This window comes from Caldovatus sediminis (assembly GCF_014644455.1).
In the GTDB taxonomy this organism is placed as follows: domain Bacteria; phylum Pseudomonadota; class Alphaproteobacteria; order Acetobacterales; family Acetobacteraceae; genus Caldovatus; species Caldovatus sediminis.
This window is the reverse complement of sequence record NZ_BMKS01000002.1, coordinates 13068-37797: the sequence shown is the minus strand read 5'-3', so window position 1 is coordinate 37797 and position 24730 is coordinate 13068. Positions and strand designations below refer to the sequence as shown.

The following is a 24730-nucleotide window of genomic DNA, read 5'->3' as shown; positions in this document are numbered from 1 at the left end:
GCCGCGGCACCGGCGCGCCCGGGCGGGCCGGCCGGCGCGGAGGTCCCCGTGGGAACCACCCTCTTCGTGGCGAACGCGACCATCCGGCTGCACCGGCACGACCTGCCGGAGGACCTCGACCTCGGCCCCGTCGTCGCGGTGGACACCGAGACGATGGGCCTCAACCCCTACCGCGACCGGCTCTGCCTCGTCCAGCTCTCGGCCGGCGACGGCACGGCGCATCTGGTCCAGCTGGTGCCGGAGGCGCTCGGCGGGCGCGGCTACGACTGCCCGAACCTCAAGCGCCTGCTGGCCGATCCGGACCGCCTCAAGCTGTTCCACTTCGCGCGGTTCGACCTTGCGGTGCTGCGCCACGCGCTCGGCGTGGTGGCGGCGCCGCTGCGCTGCACCAAGGTCGCCGCGCGGCTGACGCGCACCTTCACCGACCGGCACGGGCTGAAGGACCTGTGCAAGGAGCTGCTCGGCGTGGACCTGTCCAAGCAGCAGCAGAGCTCCGACTGGGGCGCGCCGGAGCTGACGCCGGACCAGCTCGCCTATGCCGCCGCCGACGTGCTCCACCTGCACGCGCTCTGGGCGAAGCTCGAGGGGCTGCTCGAGCGCGAGGGCCGGCGCGAACTGGCCGAGGCGGTGTTCCGCTTCCTCCCGGCGCGCGCCGAGCTCGACCTGCTCGGCTACCAGGACCCGGACATCCTGGCGCACTGAGGTCGCGCCGGCCCGGGCCGGGACCGGCGTGCGCCCCGCGCCATAGGTGGCACGATTCTTGTCGCGCGACGCGGCCCGCGCGTTGACCCCCCGCCGCCATCACCCCATACAGGGCCCGTGAACGCCCCGACCCCGCCGCATCCGGACCTGGAGGCCGCGCGCCGCGTCCTGGCCACCGAGGCCGAGGCGCTCTCCGCCCTCGCCGCCACGCTCGACGACCGTTTCGCCTGCGCCGTCGCCCTGCTCGGCGCCACCACCGGGCGCGTGGTGGTCTCGGGCATGGGCAAGTCGGGACACGTGGCGCGCAAGATCGCCGCGACCCTGGCCTCCACCGGCACGCCGGCGCTGTTCGTCCATCCGGCCGAGGCCTCGCACGGCGACCTCGGCATGATCGTCCCGGGCGATGCCGTGCTCGCGCTGTCGAACTCCGGCGAGACGCCGGAGCTCGCCGACCTCGTCCAGCACTCCCGGCGCTTCGGCCTGCCGCTCGTCGGCGTCACCGGGCGGGCGGAGAGCGCGCTGGCCCGCGCGGCCGACGTCGCCCTGGTGCTGCCGGCCGTGCCCGAGGCCTGCCCGATGGGCCTCGCGCCGACCACGAGCACGACGATGCAGATGGCGCTCGGCGACGCGCTGGCGGTGGCGCTGCTGACACGGCGCGGCTTCACCGCCGCGGACTTCAGCGTCTTCCACCCCGGCGGGCGACTCGGCATGCGGCTCCGGCGCGTGCGCGACCTGATGCACGCCGGCGAGGACATGCCCCTCGCCACGCCGGAGACGCGCATGGACGCCGCGATCGTGGCGATGACCGCCAAGCGCTTCGGCGTGCTCGGCATCACCGGCGAGGACGGCCGCCTGGTCGGCGTGATCACCGACGGCGACCTGCGCCGCGCGCTCGATTCCGGCAACGGCGCGGCGCTGCTCTGCCGCACCGCCGGCGAGGTGATGACCCGCACGCCGCGCACCGTCGCGCCGGAGCAGCTCGCCGCGGAGGCGCTGCGGCTGATGAACGAGCGCGCCATCACCGTGCTCTTCGTCGTGGACGAGGACCGGCGTCCGGTCGGCATACTGCACGTGCACGACCTGTTGCGCGCGGGGGTGGCGTGATGGCGGCGGACGGCGGCGGCCTGCATCCGGGCGGCGCGGCGCCGCGGCCGCCGGGCCGGGCGCAGCCCGCCGTCCCGGCGGCCGCGCCGCGCCGGGCGATTCCCGCGCCCTCGCGCCAGCGCCGCGCGCCGACGCGGAGGCAGATGGCGCGGCGCGCCTTCCTGCTGCGCTGGGCCAAGCGGATCCTGCCGCTGCTCGGCGTCGCCCTGCTCCTCACCATCGCCCTGTGGTCCGAGTACGCGCGCGAGGAGCAGCGGCTGCGCGTCGGCGTCCGCGACCTCGGCCTCCGGCCCGACGCGATGAGCGTGCTCCATCCGCGCTACCAGGGCGTGGACGAGAAGAACCGGCCGTTCACCGTCACCGCCGAGGTGGCGGTCCAGGGCGGCGAGGACGACCTGCTCACCCTCGACGCGCCGCGCGCCGACATCGTGCTCGAGGACGGCGGGTGGGTGCTGCTGGAGGCCCGGCAGGGACGCTACGCCAAGGCGCGCAGCCACCTCGAGCTGGACGGCGCGGTGACGCTCTACCACGACAACGGCACCATGCTGACGACGGAGCGCGCGACCATCGCCCTCGCCGAGGGCGCGGCGCGCGGCGACGCGCCGGTGGCGGCGCAGGGGCCGTTCGGCACCCTCACCGGCGAGGGCTTCCGGCTGAGCGAGCGCGGCGCGGTGATCGAGGTGACGGGCCGCGCCCGCGCCGTGCTGGAAGCGGACGGCCCGCGATGAGGATCCGGACCGTGCGCGCCCGGCTCGCCGCGACGGCGCTGCGCTGCCTGCTGCTCGCCGCGGCGGGCGCCGCCGCCGCGTCGGCGCGCGCGCAGAACCTCGACCTCAGCCAGGGCGGGCCGATCGAGGTCACGGCCAACGACGGCATCGAGTGGCGCCAGGCGGAGCAGGTCGTGATCGCCCGCGGCGACGCCCGCGCCGTGCGCGGCGGCGTCACCGTCGAGGCCGATCGGCTGATCGCGCGCTACCGGCCGCGCGGGGGCGGCGCGCCCCCGGCGGAGCCGGGCGCGGCGGCGGCGCAGCAGGGCAACGAGATCTGGCGGCTGGAGGCGGAGGGCAACGTTCGCATCACCACCGCCACCGACCGCGCCACCGGCGAGCGCGCCGTCTACGACATGGACCAGGCGGTGATGGTGCTCTCGGGGCGCGGCCTGCGGCTCGTCACGCCGCAGCAGACCATCACCGCGCGCGACTCGCTGGAATACTGGTCGCAGCGGCGCATGGCCGTGGCCCGCGGCGGCGCGCGGGTGGAGAGCAGCGACGGGCGCTGCGTCACCGCCGACACGCTGGTCGGCTATTTCGTCGAGGACCGGCCCCCCGGCGGCGCGCGCCCGGCCGCCGCGTCCCGGGCGGCAGGCGGCGCGGCCGCGGTGCCGGGGGAGGGCAGCACGCTCGAGAAGGTCGAGGCCTTCGGCAACGTCGAGATCCGCACCGAGACCGAGGTCGTGCGCGGCGACCGCGGCGTCTACAGCCCGGTGGACGGCCGCGCCCGGCTGGTCGGGCGCGTGCGCATCACCCGCGGCGAGAACCACGTCGAGGGCCAGGAGGCGCTGGTGGACCTGCGCGCCGGCACGGCGCGGCTCCTCGGCGAGCGGGTGCGCGGGCTGATCGTGCCGCAGCAGGACCCGCCGCCGCAGGGCGGCGCGCGGGCCGGGGCCGCGCCGACCGCGCAGGGGGGCGCCGGATGCGTGCGGTGAACGAGCGCCAGCCGGGGCACGCCGCGCCCTCGCTCCGCCTCGTCCCCGGCGGCGCCGCGACGGCGCCGGCCGCCTCGGGCCTGTTCGCGCGCGGCCTCGGCAAGCGCTACCACAAGCGCCCGGTGGTGCGGAACGTCTCGATCCACCTGCGCCGCGGCGAGGCGGTCGGCCTGCTCGGGCCGAACGGCGCCGGCAAGACGACGACCTTCTACATGATCACCGGCCTCGTCCAGCCCGACGAGGGCGAGGTGATCCTCGACGGCCACGACGTGACGCTGCTGCCGATGTACCGCCGCGCCCGGCTCGGCCTCGGCTACCTGCCGCAGGAGGCCTCGATCTTCCGCGGCCTCAACGTCGAGGACAACATCCGCGCCGCGCTCGAGGTGGTGGAGCCGATCCGCGAGCGGCGCGAGCAGATGCTGGACGCGCTGCTCGCCGAGTTCGGCATCGCCCACCTGCGCCGCGCCCCGGCGCTCGCCCTCTCGGGCGGCGAGCGGCGGCGCTGCGAGATCGCCCGCGCCCTCGCCACCCACCCCTCCTACATCCTGCTCGACGAGCCGCTCGCCGGCATAGACCCGATCGCGGTCGGCGAGATCCGCGACCTGGTGCGGCACCTCAAGGACCGCGGCATCGGCGTGCTGATCACCGACCACAACGTGCGCGAGACGCTGGAGATCATCGACCGCGCCTACATCCTGCACGACGGCCAGGTGCTGATGGAGGGTGCGCCGCGCGACATCGTCGCGCACGAGGGGGTGCGGCGCGTTTACCTCGGGGAACGGTTCAGCCTCTAGGCTGCCCCGCCATGGCGCTCGGTCCGAGGCTCGAACTCCGGCAGGCCCAGTCGCTGGTGATGACGCCGCAGCTGCGTCAGGCGATCAAGCTGCTGCAGTCCTCCAACCTCGAGGTCGCCGCCTTCGTCGAGGAGGAGCTCGAGCGCAACCCGCTGCTCGAGCGCGACGAGCGGCCCGACCTGCCCGATCCGGAGGCGGGGCGCGGGCTCGATCCGCTGCCGCCCGCCGCGGCGGAGGCGCCGCCCGACGCCCACGCCGCCGCGCTGTCCGAGGCGCTGCCGGCGGAGGGCGCGGCGCCGCTCGACATCGCCGAGTGGGACAACGTCTACGACGCCGAGACGGCGCCGGTCGCGGGGCGCGGCGGCGCCGCGGACCTCGACGACGACCTCTCCGGCGTCGAGGCGATGCCGGCCGGGCCGCGCCCGCTGCACGAGCACCTCGCCGGACAGGCGCGGCTCGCCTTCGCCGATCCGCGGGACCGGCTGATTGCGACGGCGCTGATCGCGCTGCTCGATCCCGCCGGGCGGCTGGACGCCGATCCGGCCGCGCTCGCCGCGGCGCTCGGCTGCGACGCGACGCGCATCGAGGCGGTGCGGCGGCGCATGCAGCGCTTCGACCCGGTCGGGCTGTTCTGCCGCGACCTGCGCGAGTGCCTCGCCGTCCAGCTCGCCGAGCGCGACCGGCTCGACCCGGCGATGGCGACGCTGCTCGACCACCTCGACCTGCTGGCGCGGCGCGAGCACGCGGCGCTGATGCGGCTCTGCGGCGTGGACGCCGAGGACCTGGCGGAGATGATCGCCGAGCTGCGCCGGCTCGACCCCAAGCCCGGCACGCGCTTCGACTTCGTCCCCGCCCCCGCCGTCGCCCCCGACCTGCTGCTGCGCCGCGCGCCGGACGGCGAGTGGGTGGTGGAGCTGAACCCCGAGACGCTGCCCCGCGTCCTGGTCAACCGCGGCTTCCACGCCCGCGCGCTGGTCGCCGCCCGGACGCGGGAGGAGCGGACCTTCCTCGCCGAGCGCTTCGCCAGCGCCACCTGGCTGGTGCGCAGCCTGGAGCAGCGCGCGACCACCATCCTCAAGGTCGCCGCCGAGATCGTGCGCCGCCAGGACGGCTTCCTCCGCCACGGCGTCGAGCACCTGCGCCCGCTGATCCTGCGCGACGTGGCCGAGGCGGTCGGGCTGCACGAGAGCACCGTCAGCCGCGTCACCGCGAACAAGCGCATCGCCACGCCGCGCGGCATCATCGAGCTGAAGTTCTTCTTCACCAACGCGATCGCCGGCGTCGCCGGCGGCGCGGCGCACAGCGCGGAGGCGGTGCGCCAGCGGATCCGCGCGCTCATCGCGAGTGAGAAACCGCACGACGTGCTGTCCGACGACGCGATTGTCGAGAAATTGCGCCAGGAAGGCGTGGACATCGCCCGGCGGACCGTGGCGAAATACCGCGAGGCGCTGCGCATCCCCTCGTCGCTGCAGCGCCGGAAGGAGAAGGCCGTCCCGGCCTGATCCGAACCCTTCCCGGGCCGCCGCGCGGCGGCCCCGGGGTCGGTGCCGGCACGGACGGCCCCTCCTTCCCGCGGAAGGAGGACACCGGCTGATGCATGTCACCGTGACCGGCAAGCAGATGGACACCGGCGAGGCGCTGAAGACCCGCGTGCGGGAGAGCCTCGCGCAGATCGCGCGCAAGTACCACGACCACGCGCTCGAGGCGAACGTCACCTTCAGCCGCGACCACAAGGGACGGGTCGGCGCCTTCGTCGCCTGCGACATCAACCTCAAGGCCGGCCGCAACCTGTTCATCCGCGTCGAGGGGGAGGGCCCCGACGCGCACCGCGCCTTCGACGAGGCGGCCGAGCACCTCGCCAAGCGCCTGCGCCGCCACCGCCGGCGGGTCAACGAGCACGCCCGCAGCCTCGCCGAGGCGCGCCAGCCGCCGCCCGCCTTCGAGCCGACGCCCGAAACCCCGGCGCGCCCCGCCCCGTAGCGGGCGCGAGGAGCGGCGGGGCGGGCGCCCGGCCGGCGCGCCGCCGAGGCCGCGCCGGGGCGCGTCAATCCGCCCGCGGGTGCGCCTTCCGCCAGGTCGCGAGCAGCGCGGCGGCGTCCACCGCCGTGTAGCGCTGCGTCGTCGAGAGGCTGGCGTGGCCGAGCAGCTCCTGGATCGCGCGCAGATCGGCGCCCCCGCCCAGGAGATGCGTCGCGAAGGAGTGGCGCAGCGCGTGCGGCGTCGCGTGCTCCGGCAGGCCGTTCAGCCGGCGGAACGCGCGCAGCGTCCGCTGCGCCACCGCCGGGTCGAGCCGCCCGCCGCGCGCGCCGACGAACAGCGGCCGGTCGGGCCGCGGATCGGGATGCTGGCGGAGCCAGGCCTCGACGGCCTCGCGCACCGCCGGCAGCACCGGGACGACCCGCTCCCTGCCGCCCTTGCCGCGCACGCGCAGCGCCGCGTCCGTCCCGGCGCGCGGCGCGTCGCGCAGGTCGAGCGCCAGCGCCTCGCCGATGCGCAGCCCGCAGCCGTAGAGCAGGGTGAACAGCGCCCGGTCGCGCGCGGCGAGCGCGGCGCTGCGCGCGCCCTCGCCGATCTCGCGCGCCACGGCGCGCGCCTCGGCCTCGCCGAGCGCGCGCGGGACGGGGGGCTTCGGCCGCGGCCCGCGCAGGCCGGCGAGCGCGACCGGCGCGATCCCGTGCCGGCGGGCGAGGAAGCGCAGGAACCCGCGCACCGCGGCGAGCTTGCGCGCGCGCGTCGAGACCCCGTCCCCCTCCGCCGCGCGATGGGCGAGGAAGCCCCTGAGGTCGGCCGGACGCAGCGCCGCCAGCGCGGCGAGATCCGGCTCCTCCCCGCCCCGGTGGCGGGCGAGGAAGCCGAGCAGGTCGGCGAGGTCCCGCCCATAGGCCTCGACCGTGCGCGGGCTGGCGCGCCGCTCGCGCGCGAGCCAGTCGAGATAGGAGAGCCGCAGGTCCGCCGCCGCGGTCATGGCGCGGCGCGGCGGGAGGGAGGTGCCGTGCCCCTCGCCGCGGCGCCCAACGCGGGCCCCTCCCGCCTAGCGCGCCAGCGCCGCCGCGACGGCGCGGCCGAGGAAGGCGATGGTGGCGGTCGCCTGGCGCGCCGGCAGGGCCGCGGCGTCGCGGGCGCCGAGGGCCAGCAGCATGGGCCCGCCCCCGAACACCGGCACGCGGGCCAGGGCGTCGCGGCTGACCAGGGGCGCCGCCTCGGCGTGCAGCATCTCGCGGTCGGTCGGCTGGGACCGCACCACGGCGTCGCGCCCCGGCCCGATCAGGCGCGCGACGGCGCCCCGCGGCAGCGGAAGCACGCCCCAGCGCGGCCAGCCATGGGCGGCGGGCGGGCGGTGGCGGTACGGCGACGGGGCGGGCTCCGCCGCCAGGGTGCAGGTCTCGATGCCGAGCAGGGCGGGCAGCTCCTGGGTGACGGTCTCGACGACGTCGGTGGAGCGGATCAGCGCCAGCACGGCGAGGCGGACGCGGACGGCGAGGCCGGTGCCGGCGCGCCCGTCGGCGAGCAGCGCCCCCATCTCCGCCTCGATGGCGCGCAGCCGGTTGCGCTCGGCGGCGAGCATCGCCGCCATGTGGTCGGCGAACACTTCGCCATGGACGCGCCGCGGCGGCAGCAGGACGCGGTAGAGGTCCGGACGCTCGGCGAGGAACTCCGGATGGGCGCGCAGGTATGCGGCGACCGCCTCCGGCTCGGGGTCGGCGATCGGCCCCCTCGCCGGGCCGGCGGAGGAGGCGGAGGCGGTCGCCGCGCTCGCGGCGGCGACGGTGGTGCTGCTTCGCACTTTCACAGGATGCTCTGCCCCGTCTTCTTCCAGTCTGCCAGGAAGGCGTCGAGCCCGCGGTCGGTCAGCGGGTGCTTGAGGAGCTGGCGGATCACCGCCGGCGGCAGGGTGGCGACATGGGCGCCGAGCCTGGCCGCCTCGACCAGGTGCATCGGATGCCGGACCGAGGCGACCAGCACCTCGGTCCGCAGATGGGGGTAGTTGCGGAAGATCGTCACGATGTCGGCGATCAGCCGCATCCCGTCGGTGGCGACATCGTCGAGCCGGCCGACGAAGGGCGAGACGAAGGCCGCCCCGGCCTTCGCCGCGAGCAGCGCCTGGGCGGGGGAGAAGCAGAGGGTGACGTTGACCTGCGCGCCCTCCCCCGCCAGGGTGCGGCAGGCGCGCAGCCCGGCCTCGGTGAGCGGCACCTTGACCGCGACATTGGGGGCGATGCCGCGCAGATGCCGCCCCTCGGCGAGCATGCCCTCGAGGTCGGTCGCCGTGACCTCGGCCGAGACCGGACCCGGGGTGATCGAGCAGATCTCGGCGATCACCTCGGCCATCCTGCGGCCGGTCCTGGCCACCAGGCTGGGGTTGGTGGTGACGCCATCCACCAGCCCGGCCTCGGCGAGCGAGCGGATCTCGCCCACATCGGCGGTATCGACGAAGAATTTCATGGCGGCGCGGAGTCCTCGGCGTTGGGGGCCTCAACCGCGAAGCGAATATCGTTGCGGTTTTGTTCTAGATCGAGCATACCCCATGGGCGATGGCCGGCGAAAGCACAGGGACATGGAAGCCACGCCAGGTGTTGCCGCCGCGCCACGGGTTCGTGTCCTTCTCCCGCTGCCACTGGAACCCGGCACCTATGATTACCGTATCCCGCGCGGAATGTCTCTCGCTCCGGGCACGTTCGTCGTCGTCCCGCTCAACCGCAGGGAGATGATCGGGGTGGTCTGGGACGGCCCGCCCGACCCCGACCTGCCCGCGGCGCGGCTCAAGGACGTGATCGAGGCGCTCGAGGTCCCGCCGATGACGGCGAGCCTGCGGCGCTTCGTCGAATGGGTCGCCGGCTACACGCTGAGCCCGCCCGGCGCGGTGCTGCGCATGGCGATGAGCGTCCCCGCCGCGCTCGACCCGCCGGCGCGGCAGGTCGGCTGGACCCTGGCCCCCCGGCCGCCGGCCGAGGGCGCGGTGCGGCTGACCGCGGAGCGCCGGCGGGTGCTCGCCCTGCTCGCGCCGGGGGAGGTGCGGGCGGGCGCGGCGCTGGCGGAGGCGGCCGCGGTCTCGCCCGGCGTGGTGCGCGGCCTGGCGGACGCCGGCTTCCTGGTGCCGGCGCTGCTGCCGGAGGCCGCCTCGCCCTTCGCCCGGCCCGACCCGGAGCATCCCGGCCAGCCGCTCGCCGAGGGCGGGCAGGCCGAGGCGGCGCGGGCGCTGCGCGAGGCGGTGGCGCGGCGGCGGTTCGGCGTGACGCTGCTCACCGGCGTCACCGGCTCGGGCAAGACCGAGGTCTATCTCGATGCCGTCGCGGAGTGCCTGCGCCAGGGGCGCCAGGCCCTGGTGCTGCTGCCGGAGATCGCCCTCTCCGCCCAGTGGCTGGAGCGGTTCCGCCGCCGCTTCGGCGTGGCGCCGGCGCTGTGGCACTCCGAGCTGACCGCGAAGACGCGGCGCGAGACCTGGCGCGCGGTGGCGGAGGGCAAGGCGCCGGTGCTGGTCGGGGCGCGCTCCGCCCTGTTCCTCCCCTTCCCCGACCTCGGCCTGATCGTGGTGGACGAGGAGCACGAGACCGCGTTCAAGCAGGAGGAGGGCGTCGTCTACCACGCCCGCGACATGGCGGTGGTGCGGGCGCGGCTGGCCGAGGCGGCCTGCGTCCTGGTCTCCGCCACGCCGTCGCTGGAGACCCTGACCAACGCCGAGCAGGGGCGCTATGCGCGCCTGCATCTCGACCACCGGCATGGCGGGGCCTCGATGCCCGCGGTCGAGGCGGTGGACCTGCGCAAGCATCCGCCGGAGCGCGGCCGCTTCCTCTCGCCGCCGCTGATCGCGGCGGTGACGGAGACGCTGGCGCGCGGCGAGCAGGCGATGCTGTTCCTCAACCGCCGCGGCTACGCGCCGCTGACGCTCTGCCGCACCTGCGGGCACCGGCTGCGCTGCCCGAACTGCTCCGCCTGGCTGGTCGAGCACCGGGCGCAGCGGCGGCTGCAGTGCCACCATTGCGGCCACGCGGAGCCGCCGCCCCTCGCCTGCCCGGAATGCGGCACGGCGGGCTCCCTGGTGCCGATCGGTCCGGGCGTGGAACGGGTGCTCGAGGAGGCGAGCGCGCTCTGGCCCGAGGCGCGGCGGCTGGTGATGGCGAGCGACACCCTCCCCGGCCCCGCGGCGGCCGCGGCGGCGGCGCAGGCGATCCGGGACCGCGAGGTGGACCTGATCATCGGCACGCAGATCGTCGCCAAGGGCTGGCACTTCCCGCACCTGACGCTGGTCGGGGTGGTGGACGCCGATCTCGGCCTCGCCGGCGGCGACCTGCGCGCCGCCGAGCGCACCGTGCAGCTCCTGCACCAGGTCGCCGGCCGCGCCGGGCGGGAGGAGCGGCCAGGGCGCGTGCTGCTGCAGACCTTCTCGCCCGAGCATCCGGTGATGCGGGCGCTGGTGAGCGGCGACCTCGACGCCTTCATGCGCGCCGAGGCGGCGGCGCGGCGCCCCGGCGGCTGGCCGCCCTTCGGCCGCCTCGCGGCGCTGATCGTGAGCGCCGAGGACGAGCGCGAGGCGGACCGCGCGGCGCGCGACCTCGGCCTCGCGGCGCCGCGCGGCGAGGGGGTGCAGGTGCTGGGGCCGGCGCCGGCGCCGCTCGCGCTGCTGCGCGGCCGGCACCGGCGGCGGCTGCTGCTCCGGACGCGGCGCGACGTGGCGGTGCAGCCGATCCTGCGCGAGTGGCTCTCCCGCGTGGACGTGCCGGGCGGCGTGCGGGTGCAGGTGGACGTGGACCCGGTGGGGTTCCTGTAGTGGCGCTTGCTTGATTTTCCGATCCCCGTTACGATTCGTCAATAGCACAGACGCTGGCACGGCGAGTCCATCGCATCGGCAAGCCCAACAAGCTGCATGAAGATGTCCTGACGGGCCTGCTGTTCGAACCACTCGATTACATGCCGCCCGAGGAGGCGGGACGCTGCCTTGCGCTCCTTCTGCCTGAGCGCGAGGCGGATGCGGCGATCGAACTGGAGCGCCTTCAGCTCTGGCCGCGCGACGAGGAGGCGGGAAACATCCCTGACCTAATCGCCGACGGCCGCAGGAACGGCGCGCGCTTCCGGCTGATCCTCGAGGTGAAGCGCGGCGGCGGCGCACTGCGCTCCGGTCAGGCGGCGGAGCAGTGGCGGAACTTCCGCCGCGTCGGTCCGGGGTGGGAGACGATGCACGTCATCCTCGCCGACCATTACCTACGGCAGAAGCGGGCGCTGGATCAGGACGACGAGACTCGCGCCGGCGACCCCGACCTTGCCGGATGGGCGGAGCGACGTTCGGTGCTGCTGTGGTCGGAGCTGGCCGCGCGCGCCGCACGGCACGCAGCAGCCGGGCAGACTCCGGCGGAGCGTTGGTGCCGGCACGTAGCCACGGCGCTGCGCCGGGTCGGGCACGTGCCATTCGACGGCTTCAGTGTCCTGTGGCGTCGGCGGCTGGCGACGATCTGCAAGGACTACCTGTTCTTCGATCAACGCCGGCAGTTCCGCTGGCCGCGCAAGGGTCCCCGGTTCAGGGCGCCGATCTTCTGGCAGGGATGAGAGGGGGATGTTCATGTCCAGCGAGGAATTCGTGCTGCTCGAAGCCGTGCGGATCGTCCGCGAAGTCGGCGTTGAGGCGAACGCGTTGTTCGAAGCGTTGGAGAAGGAGCTGGGCGGGAAGCCGGGTGACCGACGGGTTGCCTTCGGCGAGAGCGAGCGGGACGGAACGTACGACAGCGGCGACTACGTTTGCGATAGCACCTGGATCACGTTCCCAGCATACGAGAACCGGGCCGGAAGGGGGTCGAGGCGGCGTGTCGGGAAGCTTTCGATCCTGCTCGATTTCGGACGTCCGGAAAGCTTGGCGGAAAGCCTCGGTTATCCTTGCGCGGTCGTGGCCTGGGGCCTGCCTGGAAAAGGCATGGGCTGGGACTTCCACACGAATGGCAACTGGAAGTGGCCGCCGAGCCGCGACGAGATCGCGCTGATTGCCGAACGGGTGTTTGTGTGGATCGGCGATCCTGAAGAGGAAAAGGAATGGCTCAAGGAGCCACCGGTTGAGGCCGAGTGGTTCTACGTGGTTCCGCTCCTCGACCTGAAGCACCTCGACGCTGCGAAGCGGCTGCTGCTCGACCCGGTCTGGGCCCTGCTTTCGATGGATACCGGTGCCGATATCTCGGACGCGTTCATGGAGGCGCCCGAGGTCACGCGCTTCACCTGGAACCCCACCGAGGGGCCACCTCAGCCGATCCGCTGACGCCCTTCCCGGTGGCGCCCAACAGCGACGCCACCTATCTTCCGCGTCGGAGCATCGCCACCCCATGCCCGACGACCTCTACCACCGTGACATCCTCGCCTGGTCCCGTGCCCAGGCCGACCGGCTGCGCCGCGTCGCGGCCGGCGAGCGGGTTAACGACGTGGACTGGGAGCATGTGATCGAGGAGATCGAGGAGGTGGGGAACTCGGAGCTGAACTCGGTCCGCTCGCATCTCCGCAATGCGCTGCTCCACGCCTTCAAGGTCCTCGCCTGGCCCGACGATCAGGCGGTCAACCATTGGAGCGGTGAGATCGCCACCTTCCTCGGCAATGCACGCGACCGCTTTCAGCCCGGCATGGCGCAGCACATCGACACCGCGGCGATCTACGCGCGGGCGCTGAAGGAGGTGCGGCGCCTCCCGATGAGCGGCCGGGCGCCTCTGCCGCTCCCCGAGACGATCGACTTGTCCATCGAGGACCTGGCGAACGAGGATTTCGGCGCCGCCGACCTGCTCGACCGCATCCGCGCGGCGATACCGTCTGTGCCCGGGGTGTGAGGCAGCCCTCGCCGACGCAGCGACCGCCCCGCCGCCCCCCTTTCACCGCCACCCCCTCCCCGTTCCTCGCCCCGCCAGCACGACCAGCGCCGCCGCCGCCTGGCACGCCGCGGCGGCCACCGGCACGGCGCCGTCGCCCCAGGCCTCGCGCAGCGCCCCGAACACGCCCGGGGCGAAGGCGTAGAAGGCCTGGTTCGACGCCACCACCAGCGCCACCACGCGGCCGACGAGGGCCGGCGGGAACTCCGCCTGCGCGATCACCGGCGGGAGCGAGGTGATGTTGCCGAGGCCCAGCCCGAACAGCGCGCAGCCCAGGAGCAGGAGCGGCACCGATCCGCTCGGCAGGGCGGCCAGCAGGGCGGCCATCCCGCCGATCTGCACCATCAGGTTCAGCGCCGCGGCCAGCCGCGCCGCGTCCGGCCGCAGCACCGCGCCGAGGGCAGTCCGCCCGAGCACGCCGCAGACCGTCAGCAGGCTGACCGCTCCGCCGGCCCCCGTCTCGCCCAGCGCCGGCGCGAGCAGCGAGAAGATCTGCGCCACCAGCCCGACCTGGGCGAAGAGCGCGACCGCGAAGGCCAGGCTCAGCGTGACGAAGCGCACATCGCGCGCCAGCGCCCCGCCCCGCGGCGGGGCCAGGGTCGGGCGCGGCGGAGGCGGGGCCTCGGCCCCGTCCGGATGCAGGCCGAGCGCGTCCGGTTGCGGCCGGAAGAACCGGCCGGCGAGGGGCCACAGCACCAGCACCGTCAGCACGCCCACCGTGGCGGCCGCGGCAGGGAAGCCGTACCCCGCGATGAGCGCCGCCCAGAGGGGGGTGAACAGCACGCCGCCCACGCTCGCGCCGTTGTAGGCGAGCGCGAGCGCCGCCGGGCGGCGCCGGTCGAACCAGGGCGCGACCACGGCGTTGAGCGCGACCCCGCCGGTCGCCGCCCATCCCGCTCCCGTCACCGGCGCGGCGAGGAAGAGCTGCCAGGGCGCGGCGGCGAGCGCCCAGCCGAGCAGGCCGAGCGCGCAGGCCAGCGCCCCGGCCCGCGTCACCGTCGCCGTGCCGAAGCGCGCATAGGCCGCCGGCAGCCGGGCGATCGCCGCCGCGCCGCAGACGTAGTGCAAGGTGATCGCGGCCGAGACGACCGCCACCGGCCAGCCGCGCTCCGCGTGCAGCGCGTGCAGGAAGACCGAGGGGCCGTAGAAGCCGATGCCCCAGCCGAACGCGGCGAGAACGAAGGCCGCCGCGACCACCTTCCAGCCGAAGAAGACGCGCACGACCTGCCCCCCGCCGCCCCACCGCCCGCCCGCCAGTCTCCCCGGCAACCTAGCGAGCGGCGGGGAGGCGTGCTTCGGCGATCCGCGAAGCACCCGGCGGCAGGGGGAGCATCGGTTGCGATGCACCTAACGCTATGGTAAGGCGCCGCCGCCGTCCGGGGGACCCTCGCGCGCAGCCCTCGCGCGGCCCGACCGTTTCCTCGAGCGCCGCCGAAACGAACAGGACCGGGACCGCCCGTCGTGGCCTCCGCCGCAGAGAGCATCGCCTCCGCCTCGCCCCGCTTGCCCAACCCGACCGGCCTCGCCGCGCGCTACGCGCTGGCGCTGCTCGCGCTCGCCGACGAGCGGCGGGCCGAGGAGCCCGGCATCGCCGACCGCATCGCCGAGGACCTCGAGCGGCTGTTCGCCCTCTGGCGCGACGATCCGACCTTCCGCGCCTTCGTGGCGGACCCGCGGCTCGACGCCGCGGCGCAGCGCAGGGGCGCCTTCGCGATCCTCGAGCGCGCCGGCATCGGGACCGAGGTGCGGAACCTGGTCGGCGTGCTGATCAACAACCGCCGCCTCGCGGCGCTGCCGCAGGTGGCGCAGGCCTTCGGCGCGCTGCTCGCGGAGCGGCGCGGCCAGCAGACCGCGGAGGTCACCTCCGCCCATCCGCTCTCGGACACCCAGCGCGCGCAGATCGTCGCGCGGCTGACCGAGGCGGGCTTCCCCGGGGTGAAGCTGGTGGAGCACGTGGACCCGTCCATCCTCGGCGGGCTGATCGTGCGGATCGGCTCCCGCCTCTACGACAACTCGATCAAGTCCAAGCTGCAGCGCCTGCAGTACGCGATGAAGGGGGCCGCCTGAGATGGAGATCCGTCCCGCCGAGATCTCGGAGATCCTGAAGCAGCAGATCGCCGGCTTCGACACCGAGGCGAACGTCGCGGAGGTCGGCACCGTGCTGACCGTGGGCGACGGCATCGCGCGCTGCTACGGCCTGCAGAACGTCATGGCCGGCGAGATGGTGGAGTTCCCCGCCGCCGGGCTGCGCGGCATGGCGCTCAACCTCGAGGTGGACAACGTCGGCGTCGTCATCTTCGGCGACGACAAGGCGATCCGCGAGGGCGACACGGTGCAGCGCACCGGGACGATCGTGGACGTCCCGGTCGGCAAGGGGCTGCTCGGGCGCGTCGTGGACGCGCTCGGCAACCCGATCGACGGCAAGGGCCCGATCCAGGCGACCGAGCGCCGCCGCGTCGAGGTCAAGGCGCCGGGCATCATCCCCCGCCGCTCGGTGCACGAGCCGGTGCAGACCGGCATCAAGGCCATTGACGCCCTGATCCCGATCGGCCGCGGCCAGCGCGAGCTGATCATCGGCGACCGCCAGACCGGCAAGACCGCGGTGATCGTGGACACGATCATCAACCAGAAGGGCGTCAACGCCTCGGGCGACGAGAAGGCCAAGCTCTACTGCATCTACGTCGCGGTCGGGCAGAAGCGCTCGACGGTGGCGCAGCTCGTCAAGACGCTCGAGGAGAACGGCGCGATGGACTATTCCATCGTCGTCGCCGCCACCGCCTCCGACCCGGCGCCGATGCAGTTCCTCGCCCCCTACGCCGGCTGCACGATGGGCGAGTTCTTCCGCGACAACGGCATGCACGCGGTGATCTTCTACGACGACCTCTCCAAGCAGGCCGTCGCCTACCGCCAGATGTCGCTGCTGCTGCGCCGCCCGCCGGGGCGCGAGGCCTATCCCGGCGACGTGTTCTACCTGCACTCGCGCCTGCTCGAGCGGGCGGCGAAGATGAACGACGACAACGGCGCCGGCTCGCTCACCGCGCTGCCGGTGATCGAGACGCAGGCGGGCGACGTCTCGGCCTACATCCCGACCAACGTCATCTCGATCACCGACGGGCAGATCTTCCTCGAGACGGAGCTGTTCTACCGCGGCATCCGCCCGGCGGTGAACGTCGGCATCTCGGTCAGCCGCGTCGGCTCGGCGGCGCAGATCAAGGCGATGAAGCAGGTCGCCGGGCGCATCAAGCTCGAGCTCGCGCAGTACCGCGAGATGGCGGCCTTCGCGCAGTTCGCCTCCGACCTCGACGCCTCGACCCAGGCCCTCCTCGCGCGCGGCGCGCGGCTGACCGAGCTGCTGAAGCAGCCGCAGTACCGGCCGGTGCCGGTGGAGGAGCAGGTGGTGGCGATCTTCGCCGGCACCCGCGGCTACCTCGACCGGATCGAGACGACGAAGGTCGGCGAGTTCGAGCGGCGCATGCTCTCCGAGATGCGCTCGCGCGCGCCGGAGATCCTGGAGGCGATCCGCACCGAGAAGGAGATCTCCAAGGAGACCGAGGCGAGGCTGGTCTCCTTCCTCGACGACTTCGCCAAGTCCTTCGTGGCCTGAGCGGCGGAGCCGGGGAAGCCGACCGATGCCCAGCCTGAAGGACCTGCGCTCGCGCATCAACTCCGTGAAGTCGACGCGCAAGATCACGCAGGCCATGAAGATGGTCGCGGCGGCCAAGCTCCGCCGCGCCCAGGCGCAGGCCGAGGCCGCGCGCCCCTACGCCGAGCGGATGCAGCGCATGCTGTCCTCTCTCGGCGCGGCGGTCGCGAGCAGCCCGAACGCGCCGCGCCTGCTGGTGGGGACGGGGCGCGACCAGGTGCACCTGCTCGTCGTCGTCACCGCCGACCGCGGCCTCGCCGGCCCGTTCAACAGCAACGTCTCCCGCTTCGCCCGCGCGCGCGTCCGCGCGCTCGAGGCGGAGGGCAAGCAGGTGAAGCTGCTCACGGTCGGCCGCAAGGGCGCGGCCTTCCTCCGGCGCGAGTTCGCCGGCCGCTTCGTCGGCGAGATCACCATGCTCGGCAAGAAGACGGTGGGGTTCGCGGACGCCGAGGAGATCGCCGCGCGCATCACCGCGATGCTCGACGAGGGCGGCTTCGACTCCTGCGCGCTGATCTACAACCGCTTCCGCAGCGTCATCAGCCAGGTGCCGACCGAGCAGCGGCTGATCCCGGCGACGGTCGAGGAGGCGGGCGGGCGGAGTCTCGACGCGGCCGGCCCGCAGGCGATGTACGAGTACGAGCCGGCCGAGGAGGAGATCCTCAACCAGCTCCTGCCGCGCAACCTGGCGATCCAGGTCTACCGCGCGCTGCTCGAGTCCGCCGCGGGCTTCTACGGCAGCCAGATGACGGCGATGGACAACGCCACGCGCAACGCCGGCGAGATGATCGACCGGCTCACGCTCAACTACAACCGCACGCGCCAGGCCAACATCACCAAGGAGCTGATCGAGATCATCTCCGGGGCCGAGGCGGTCTGAGGGGACAGCGGAGATGAAGAACAACGTCGGCAAGATCACCCAGGTGCTCGGCGCGGTCGTGGACGTGCAGTTCCCCGCGGAGCTGCCGTCCATCCTGAACGCGCTGCACACCAGGATCGACGACCGCACGCTCGTGCTCGAGGTGGCGCAGCACCTCGGCGAGCGCACGGTGCGCTGCGTCGCGATGGACACCACCGACGGCCTGGTGCGGGGCCAGGAGGTGGTGGACACCGGCGCCGGCATCACCGTGCCGGTCGGCCCCGAGACGCTCGGGCGCATCCTCAACGTCATCGGCGAGCCGATCGACGAGCGCGGGCCGGTGAACGCGGCCAAGCGCTATACCATCCACCGCGAGGCCCCGCCCTTCGAGGAGCAGGCGACCAGCGCCGAGATCCTGGTCACCGGCATCAAGGTCGTGGACCTGCTCGCCCCCTACCTCAAGGGCGGCAAGATCGGCCTGTTCGGCGGCGCCGGCGTCGGCAAGACGGTGCTGATCCAGGAGCTGATCAACAACATCGCCAAGGCGCACGGCGGCGTCTCGGTCTTCGCCGGCGTCGGCGAGCGCACGCGCGAGGGCAACGACCTCTACCACGAGATGATCGACGCCGGCGTCATCAAGCTCAACGGCGACGGCTCGACCGACGGCTCCAAGGTGGCGCTCGTCTACGGCCAGATGAACGAGCCGCCGGGCGCGCGCGCCCGCGTCGGCCTCACCGGCCTCTCGCTCGCCGAGTACTTCCGCGACGAGCAGGGCCAGGACGTGCTGTTCTTCGTGGACAACATCTTCCGCTTCACCCAGGCGGGCGCGGAGGTGTCGGCGCTGCTCGGCCGTATCCCCTCGGCGGTCGGCTACCAGCCGACGCTGGCGACCGACATGGGCGCGCTGCAGGAGCGGATCACCTCGACCAAGAAGGGCTCGATCACCTCGGTGCAGGCGATCTACGTCCCCGCCGACGACCTGACCGACCCGGCGCCGGCCACCTCCTTCGCCCACCTCGACGCCACCACGGTGCTCTCGCGCCAGATCGCCGAGCTCGGCATCTACCCGGCGGTGGACCCGCTCGACTCCACCTCCCGCGCCCTCGACCCGCGGATCGTCGGCGAGGAGCACTACCGCGTGGCGCGCGAGGTGCAGCGCATCCTGCAGACCTACAAGTCGCTGCAGGACATCATCGCCATCCTCGGCATGGACGAGCTGTCGGAGGAGGACAAGCTGATCGTGGCGCGCGCGCGCAAGATCCAGCGCTTCCTCTCCCAGCCCTTCCACGTCGCCGAGGTCTTCACCGGCACGCCCGGCGTGTTCGTCAAGCTCGAGGACACGATCCGCTCCTTCGCGGGCATCGTCGCCGGCGAGTACGACCACCTCCCGGAGGCCGCCTTCTACATGGTCGGCACCATCGAGGACGCCGTGAAGAAGGGCGAGACGCTGAAGGCGGCCGCCTGAGATGGCCGAGGGCACCTTCCAGCTCGAGCTCGTCTCGCCGGCGCGGCTGCTGCTCAGCCGCGCCGTCGAGATGGCGGTGATCCCCTCGGCCGAGGGCGAGATGGGCGTGCTGCCCGGCCACGCGCCGATGATCGTCGCGCTGCGCGGCGGCGTCATCCGCGTGCGCGAGAACGGGCAGGAGACGGAGCGCCTCTTCGTCGCCGGCGGCTTCGCCGAGGTGACGCCGACGCGCTGCACCGTCCTCGCCGACGAGGCGACGCCGGTCGCCACCCTCTCGCGCTCCGCCGCCGAGGAGCGGCTGCGCGAGGCCGAGGCGGCGCTCGCCGAGCTTCCCGCCGACTCGCCGCCGGAGCGGCGCGAGGCGGCGATGGCGCGCCTGCTCTCCGCCCGCGCCATGCTGGAGTCGGCCGAGGCCGCCTGACGCGCCCGCGGGGCGTGGCACGCGCGCAACGCCGTTGCGCGCTCGCCCTCCCGAGCGGCTTGAAACGCAACGCCGTCCGCAGAACATTGTCGCCGCTGCGGGCGGCGTCGTCGTTCCGGCCATCCGTCCGCGCGCGTCCGCGACGGCAGCGAGGGCAGGCTCGGTCATGAAGCACTGGCGCATCGAACAGGTGGCCTGGGACCGGTTCGACCCCTCCAAGGTCGATCCCGAGATCGTCCCGCTGGTGAAGGCCGCCGCCATGGTCGAGAAGAACGGCGGCGACTACGCGCTCTACCTGAACGGCGTGTTCCACGACGACCCGGACTTCCGCCAGGCCGCCGACCACTGGGCGAGGGAGGAGATCCAGCACGGCGACGCGCTCGGCCGCTGGGCGACGCTCGCCGATCCGTCCTGGGACTTCGACGCCGCCTTCCGCCGCTACCGCGACGGATTCAAGATCGACATCCACGCCGACGCCTCGATCCGCGGCAGCCGCACCGGCGAGCTGATCGCGCGCTGCATGGTCGAGACCGGCACCTCCTCCTACTACACCGCCCTCGGCGAGGCGACGGAGGAGCCGGTGCTGAAGGAGATCTGCCGCCTGATCGCGGCCGACGAGTTCCGGCACTTCAAGCTCTTCTACGACCACATGCGGCGCTACCTGGCGCGCGAGCGGCTCTCGTTCCTCGGCCGCCTGCGCGTCGCCGCCGGCCGCATCGGCGAGTCGGAGGACGACGAGCTCGCCTACGCCTACCACTGCGGCAACGAGCCCGAGAGCGCCGGCTACGACCACGACCGCTGCATCGCCTCCTACATGGCGCGCGCGATGGGCTGCTACCGCTACCGCCATGTCGAGCGCGGCATGGGCATGATCTTCAAGGCCGTCGGCCTGCCGCCGCGCGGCCGGCTCTCCGACCTCGCCGCGCGGGGCGCTTGGCGCCTGCTGCAATGGCGCACCGGCCGCTACCGCCGGATGGTGGCCCGGGCGGCTGAGGCGGGCCGGACGAGGCCGCGCGAGGCGCTCCGCGCCGCGGCCTGACCGGTCCGCCCGGGGCCGCGCGGCGGACGGGCGCGGCCTTGCCCTCCCCGGTCCGCCCCGGCAGGGTGGCGCCGCATGCGAACCGAGGCGAGCGCTGCCGGCGACGGGCCGGATCGGGGGCCGGCGGCCGCGGCCGGCTGGGGGCGCGGCGTCGCCGCCGGCCTGCTCGCCGCCGTGACGGCGCTCGCGCTGATCAACCTCGCCGCGCTGCCCGGGCTGGCGGCGCTGCTGCCGCTCGTCGTCGTCCTGCCGGTGCTGATCTGCATCGTCGGCCCGGTGGTCGAGGAGGCATGCAAGTACGGCGCCTTCCGCCTGACGGCGCGGCCCGCACTCCGCGGCTGGCGCGCCTACTGGGCGCTCGGCCTGACCTTCGGCGCGCTGGAGGCGTTGCTCAAGCTCGCGCCGCTGCTGCTCGGCGCGCCCGACGGCGGGCCGACGCTGTCGCTGCCGGGCGGCGGCGCGTTCCATGCCCGGATCGCCGGCGCGCTGACCTCACTGCTCCTGCACGGCGCGCTGGGAGGGCTCGTCGCCGTGGCGGCGACCGACCGCGGCGGGCGCGGCGGGCTGGCCCTGCTGCTCGCGATCGTGATCCACATGGGCTTCAACACCCTCACCACCCTGGCGGTGGTGGCGCTCGACCGGGTGGCGGGAGAGCCGGGGGCGGCGCTCGCGGTCTGGCTCGCGCTGCTGCTGGCCATCGGCGTGGCGCTATTGTCCTTCGCCATGCCGCGCCGCAGGCACGGGGCGCCGGCGGCCGCTCCGCCGTCCCCGCCCGTCCCGCCGCTCTGGCGACGCAGGGGCGAGACGGAGGCACGGACCGGGCCGCCGGCCGTCGGTCGGTGACCGGCAGCGACGCGGCCGGCCCGCGCGGGCGCGCACCGGTCGGGACCCGGGCCCATCGCAGCCGGCCCCGCAGCCTGTCCGGCATGGCGCGGCGGCCAGCGACCCGTTTCCGGGTGCTTCTCCCGTCGCCCCGCTCGCGCTACGCATGGCGCCCGGAGGAGGATCCGCCGCCGTGAACGCCATCGCCGACGAGACGACCCGGCAGCTCGAGACCGCCGCGCGCGCCGCCAGGGCCGCGGCCGGCGCGCTGGCGCGGGCGCCGCGACCGGCGAAGGACCGTGCCCTCGCCGCGGCCGCGGCGGCGCTGCGCGCCCGCGCGCCGGAGATCCTCGCCGCCAACGAGGCCGACCTCGCCGCGGCCGAGGGCAGCCTGACGCCCGCCTTCCGCGACCGCCTCACCCTCACCCCCGCGCGCGTCGAGGCGATGGCCAAGGGCCTCGAGGAGGTCGCCGCCCTCCCCGATCCGGTCGGGCGCGTGCTGGCCGAGTGGACGCGGCCGAACGGCCTCCTCATCCGCCGCGTCGCCCAGCCGATCGGGGTGATCGGCATGATCTACGAGAGCCGGCCCAACGTCACCGCCGACGCGGCCGCGCTCTGCCTGAAGTCCGGCAACGCGGTGATCCTGCGCGGCGGGTCGGAGAGCCTGCGCAGCGCCGGCGCGATCCACGCCTGCCTCGCCGAGGGCCTGCGCGCCGCCGGCCTGCCGGAGGCCGCGGTGCAGGTCGCCCCGACCGCCGACCGCGCCTTCGTCGGCGCCATGCTGGCCGCGGCGGGCCTGATCGACCTGATCGTGCCGCGCGGCGGCAAGGGGCTGGTCACGCGCGTGATGCGGGAGGCGCGGGTGCCGGTCCTCGCCCACGCCGAGGGGCTCTGCCACACCTATGTCCACGCCGCGGCCGATCCCGGCATGGCCCGGCGCATCCTCGCCAACGCCAAGATGCGCCGCCCCGGCATCTGCGGCGCGACGGAGACGCTGCTGATCGACGTCGCGGTCGCGCCGGCGCTGCTGCCGCTGCTGGTCGCCGACCTGCGCGCGCTCGGCTGCGACTTCCGCGCCTGCCCGCGCGCGCGCGCCATCGTGCCGGACCTCAAGCCGGCCACCGAGCAGGACTTCGCCACCGAGTGGCTGGACGCGATCCTGTCGGTGAAGGTGGTGGACGGCGTCGCCGACGCCCTCGCCCACATCCGCCGCTTCGGCAGCGAGCACACCGAGGCGATCGTCACCGAGGACGCCGCGGCGGCGCGGGAATTCCTCGACGGGCTCGATTCGGCGGTGGGGATGTGGAACGCCTCGACCCAGTTCTGCGACGGCGGCGAGTTCGGCTTCGGCGCCGAGATCGGCATCGCCACCGGCCGCCTGCACGCCCGCGGGCCGGTCGGGCTCGAGCAGCTCTGCACCTATCGCTACCAGGTGATCGGGACGGGACAGGTCCGGGCCTGACCGCGCCGGCCGCGCCGCGGATGGCCGCCGCGCGGCGCGCGGCGGGCTCCCCGATCCGCGCCGGACGGCGCTAGACTGGCGCGGCCACCGGACCGGACAGGATTCGCGCCATGACGCGCCGTCGCCCCCCGCCGCCGACCCTCGTCGCCTGCGCCGCGCTGCTCGCCGCCGCCATCCCGGTCGCGGCGGCGGCCCAGCCGACCGCCGGGCCGCAGGCGACGGCGCCCCGCGCCACGGCGAACTGCCCCTCCGACGAGGCCGTGGCGGCCTTCGCGGAGGCGATGCTGGCCAACCGTCTCTCCCCGCCCTTCGCCGGCATGACCTCGCTCGCGGACGGGCTCTGTGCGCAGCACAAGCTCGTCCGGGTCCTGCAGCGTCACTGGGGGCGGCCGGTCGGCTACAAGGTCGCGCTGACCAGCGCGCCGGTGCAGCAGCGCTTCGGCATCAGCCATCCGATCCGCGGCGTGATCTTCGAGCACACGGTGCGCCTGCGCAGCGGCGCCGAGGTGCCGGCGCGCTTCGGCGCCGCGCCGATCGTCGAATCCGACTTCCTGGTCCGGGTGCGCGACGACGGCATCAACAACGCGGGCCGCGACCACCTCGCCATCCTGCGCCATCTCGACCAAGTGATTCCCTACATCGAGCTGCCCGACGTGCCGCTCAGCGGCCCCCCGGACGCGGCGAACCTGCTCGCGGTCAACGCCGGCACGCGGCTCGGCGTGCTGGGCGAGCCGATCCCGGTGGAGGCGAGCGAGGACTTCGCCCGCCGCCTCGGGACCATGATCGTGACCATGACCGACGACACCGGCCGCGAGCACGCGCGGCTGCCGGGCAGCGCCGTGCTCGGCCACCCGCTCAACGCCGTGGCCTTCCTGATCGAGGACCTCGGGCGGGAGGGGCGGCGGCTGGAGGCGGGGCAGCTCCTCTCCATCGCCGGGTTCTCGCCGCTGGTCACGCCGGAGCCGGGCCGCACCTACACCGTGCGCTACGAGGGCCTGCTCGACCGGCCGGTGAGCGTGAGCGTGCGGATCGCGCCGGCGCCGTGACGCCACGTCACTCCACATGCCCGCCCTGATGCGCCGGGCCTCGGCGCGCCAGCCCCCCCCCCCGGCCTCCGGCGGGGAGGCGCCACGCGCGGCGCGATGCGGATGCGCCGCGGCGCGTCCGTCCGGCAGGTCGCCGCCCGGACGCTGGGGGGACCGGCGGCGGCGGCGCATCGGACTGCTCGGTGGGAGCTTCAATCCGGCGCATGGCGGCCACCGGCACGTGGCCGAAGCGGCGCTCCGGGCACTCCGGCTCGACGAGGTGTGGCTGCTCGTCTCCCCGGGCAATCCGCTGAAGCCGCAGGCCGGCATGGCGCCCTTCGCGCATCGGCTCGCCAGCGCGCGGCGCATCGCCGACGGCCGGCGGATCGTCGCGACCGACTGGGAGGCGCGGAACGGCACGCGCTACACCGTGGACACGCTGGCCGTCCTGCACCGGCGGTTCCCGCGCGCCCGGTTCGTGCTGCTGCTGGGCGCCGACAACCTGGTGCAGCTGCCCCGCTGGCGGCGCTGGACGGAGCTGGCGCGACGGACGCCGATCGCGGTGCTGCCCCGGCCTGGCTGGACCCGCCGGGCGCTGGCCGGGCAGGCGGCGCGGCGGCTGGCACGCCACCGGCGGCGCCCCGGAGCGTTGCTGGTGCTGGCGGAACGCGCGGCGCGGAATGGCGGCGCCGGCGGGCGCCATGCGCCCTGGGCCTTCGTCCCGGCCGCGGAGAACCGCGAATCGGCCACCGCGATCCGCCGCGCGGCGGCGGCCGAGGGGCGCGGCTTCGCATGAGCCGATCCATGCCGCAGCGGCCGCTGCCGCAGCGCGCCCCGATCGGCGCCGGGGCTCGACATCGG

The 24730-nt window shown here is 74.7% G+C and carries 25 protein-coding genes; 21 read left to right on the top strand and 4 right to left on the bottom strand.

All coding sequences use genetic code 11. From position 1 onward, the window contains the following. Positions 1 to 48 precede the first annotated feature (48 nt). From IEX99_RS03030 to hpf, 7 genes are all read left to right on the top strand, one after another. On the top strand, positions 49 to 702 hold the full coding sequence (locus IEX99_RS03030) for a ribonuclease D (RefSeq protein ID WP_188898360.1): 654 nt from the start codon (positions 49 to 51) through the stop codon (positions 700 to 702). A 117-nt stretch (positions 703 to 819) separates the two neighbouring features. Next, complete coding sequence (locus IEX99_RS03025; protein ID WP_188898358.1) at positions 820 to 1806, top strand: KpsF/GutQ family sugar-phosphate isomerase; 987 nt, start codon at positions 820 to 822, stop codon at positions 1804 to 1806. Between the two features lie 143 nt (positions 1807 to 1949). Next, complete coding sequence (gene lptC / locus IEX99_RS03020) at positions 1950 to 2534, top strand: LPS export ABC transporter periplasmic protein LptC (protein ID WP_229677775.1); 585 nt, start codon at positions 1950 to 1952, stop codon at positions 2532 to 2534. After that, entirely contained in the window at positions 2531 to 3511 is a 981-nt protein-coding gene (locus IEX99_RS03015) for an LptA/OstA family protein (RefSeq protein ID WP_188898356.1), read from the top strand. Before lptC ends, IEX99_RS03015 begins: the two co-directional genes overlap by 4 nt. A gap of 80 nt (positions 3512 to 3591) precedes the next feature. Further along, positions 3592 to 4305, top strand: a complete 714-nt coding sequence (gene lptB / locus IEX99_RS03010) for an LPS export ABC transporter ATP-binding protein (protein ID WP_188898950.1) — start codon at positions 3592 to 3594, stop codon at positions 4303 to 4305. A gap of 11 nt (positions 4306 to 4316) precedes the next feature. Further along, complete coding sequence (rpoN, locus tag IEX99_RS03005) at positions 4317 to 5807, top strand: RNA polymerase factor sigma-54 (protein ID WP_188898354.1); 1491 nt, start codon at positions 4317 to 4319, stop codon at positions 5805 to 5807. 91 nt (positions 5808 to 5898) lie between these two features. Next, a complete protein-coding gene (gene hpf / locus IEX99_RS03000) occupies positions 5899 to 6285 on the top strand; it encodes a ribosome hibernation-promoting factor, HPF/YfiA family (protein ID WP_188898351.1) in 387 nt (128 codons plus the stop codon). A 64-nt stretch (positions 6286 to 6349) separates the two neighbouring features. Here the strand turns inward: hpf and IEX99_RS02995 are convergent, their stop codons facing one another. From IEX99_RS02995 to fsa, 3 genes are all read right to left on the bottom strand, one after another. Further along, a complete protein-coding gene (locus tag IEX99_RS02995; protein WP_188898349.1) occupies positions 6350 to 7270 on the bottom strand; it encodes a tyrosine recombinase XerC in 921 nt (306 codons plus the stop codon). 66 nt (positions 7271 to 7336) lie between these two features. Next, positions 7337 to 8089: a DUF484 family protein gene (locus tag IEX99_RS02990; RefSeq protein WP_188898347.1), complete on the bottom strand. Its 753-nt coding sequence runs from the start codon at positions 8087 to 8089 to the stop codon at positions 7337 to 7339. Positions 8090 to 8091: 2 nt separating this feature from the next. Then, complete coding sequence (gene fsa / locus IEX99_RS02985) at positions 8092 to 8748, bottom strand: fructose-6-phosphate aldolase (RefSeq protein WP_188898345.1); 657 nt, start codon at positions 8746 to 8748, stop codon at positions 8092 to 8094. 82 nt (positions 8749 to 8830) lie between these two features. Between fsa and IEX99_RS02980 the strand changes: the two genes are divergently transcribed. The 4 genes from IEX99_RS02980 (at position 8831) to IEX99_RS02965 (ending at position 13097) form a co-directional block, all read left to right on the top strand. After that, positions 8831 to 11071 carry a primosomal protein N' gene (locus tag IEX99_RS02980; RefSeq protein ID WP_188898343.1) on the top strand — a complete coding sequence of 747 codons (2241 nt, stop codon included), beginning with the start codon at positions 8831 to 8833 and terminating at the stop codon, positions 11069 to 11071. A gap of 140 nt (positions 11072 to 11211) precedes the next feature. Further along, a complete protein-coding gene (locus tag IEX99_RS02975; RefSeq protein WP_188898341.1) occupies positions 11212 to 11844 on the top strand; it encodes a hypothetical protein in 633 nt (210 codons plus the stop codon). 13 nt (positions 11845 to 11857) lie between these two features. Continuing rightward, positions 11858 to 12541, top strand: coding sequence for a hypothetical protein (locus tag IEX99_RS02970; RefSeq protein WP_229677773.1), 684 nt, complete (start codon positions 11858 to 11860; stop codon positions 12539 to 12541). A 64-nt stretch (positions 12542 to 12605) separates the two neighbouring features. Then, the gene (locus tag IEX99_RS02965) at positions 12606 to 13097 is read left to right on the top strand and encodes a DUF29 family protein (protein ID WP_188898337.1); all 492 of its coding nucleotides are present in this window, start codon (positions 12606 to 12608) and stop codon (positions 13095 to 13097) included. A gap of 42 nt (positions 13098 to 13139) precedes the next feature. Here IEX99_RS02965 and IEX99_RS02960 read toward each other — a convergent pair whose 3' ends face one another. After that, positions 13140 to 14357 (bottom strand): MFS transporter, encoded by a 1218-nt coding sequence (locus tag IEX99_RS02960; RefSeq protein WP_229677772.1) that lies wholly within the window; start codon positions 14355 to 14357, stop codon positions 13140 to 13142. A gap of 240 nt (positions 14358 to 14597) precedes the next feature. Between IEX99_RS02960 and atpH the strand changes: the two genes are divergently transcribed. The 10 genes from atpH (at position 14598) to IEX99_RS02910 (ending at position 24665) form a co-directional block, all read left to right on the top strand. Continuing rightward, positions 14598 to 15203 (top strand): ATP synthase F1 subunit delta, encoded by a 606-nt coding sequence (gene atpH, locus IEX99_RS02955; protein WP_229677771.1) that lies wholly within the window; start codon positions 14598 to 14600, stop codon positions 15201 to 15203. A gap of 1 nt (position 15204) precedes the next feature. Then, complete coding sequence (gene atpA / locus IEX99_RS02950; RefSeq protein ID WP_188898335.1) at positions 15205 to 16740, top strand: F0F1 ATP synthase subunit alpha; 1536 nt, start codon at positions 15205 to 15207, stop codon at positions 16738 to 16740. 25 nt (positions 16741 to 16765) lie between these two features. After that, positions 16766 to 17656: a F0F1 ATP synthase subunit gamma gene (locus tag IEX99_RS02945; protein WP_188898333.1), complete on the top strand. Its 891-nt coding sequence runs from the start codon at positions 16766 to 16768 to the stop codon at positions 17654 to 17656. 13 nt (positions 17657 to 17669) lie between these two features. Further along, positions 17670 to 19100 (top strand): F0F1 ATP synthase subunit beta, encoded by a 1431-nt coding sequence (gene atpD / locus IEX99_RS02940; protein ID WP_188898331.1) that lies wholly within the window; start codon positions 17670 to 17672, stop codon positions 19098 to 19100. Between the two features lies 1 nt (position 19101). Next, positions 19102 to 19521, top strand: coding sequence for an ATP synthase F1 subunit epsilon (gene atpC, locus IEX99_RS02935; protein WP_188898329.1), 420 nt, complete (start codon positions 19102 to 19104; stop codon positions 19519 to 19521). A 166-nt stretch (positions 19522 to 19687) separates the two neighbouring features. Continuing rightward, entirely contained in the window at positions 19688 to 20560 is an 873-nt protein-coding gene (locus tag IEX99_RS02930) for a ferritin-like domain-containing protein (protein WP_188898328.1), read from the top strand. Positions 20561 to 20635: 75 nt separating this feature from the next. Beyond that, positions 20636 to 21403 (top strand): hypothetical protein, encoded by a 768-nt coding sequence (locus IEX99_RS02925; protein ID WP_188898326.1) that lies wholly within the window; start codon positions 20636 to 20638, stop codon positions 21401 to 21403. 172 nt (positions 21404 to 21575) lie between these two features. After that, on the top strand, positions 21576 to 22844 hold the full coding sequence (locus tag IEX99_RS02920; RefSeq protein WP_373285147.1) for a glutamate-5-semialdehyde dehydrogenase: 1269 nt from the start codon (positions 21576 to 21578) through the stop codon (positions 22842 to 22844). Between the two features lie 110 nt (positions 22845 to 22954). After that, on the top strand, positions 22955 to 23890 hold the full coding sequence (locus IEX99_RS02915) for a 2-keto-4-pentenoate hydratase (protein WP_188898322.1): 936 nt from the start codon (positions 22955 to 22957) through the stop codon (positions 23888 to 23890). A gap of 28 nt (positions 23891 to 23918) precedes the next feature. Next, positions 23919 to 24665 carry a nicotinate-nucleotide adenylyltransferase gene (locus IEX99_RS02910; RefSeq protein ID WP_188898947.1) on the top strand — a complete coding sequence of 249 codons (747 nt, stop codon included), beginning with the start codon at positions 23919 to 23921 and terminating at the stop codon, positions 24663 to 24665. The last annotated feature ends 65 nt before the right edge of the window (positions 24666 to 24730 follow it).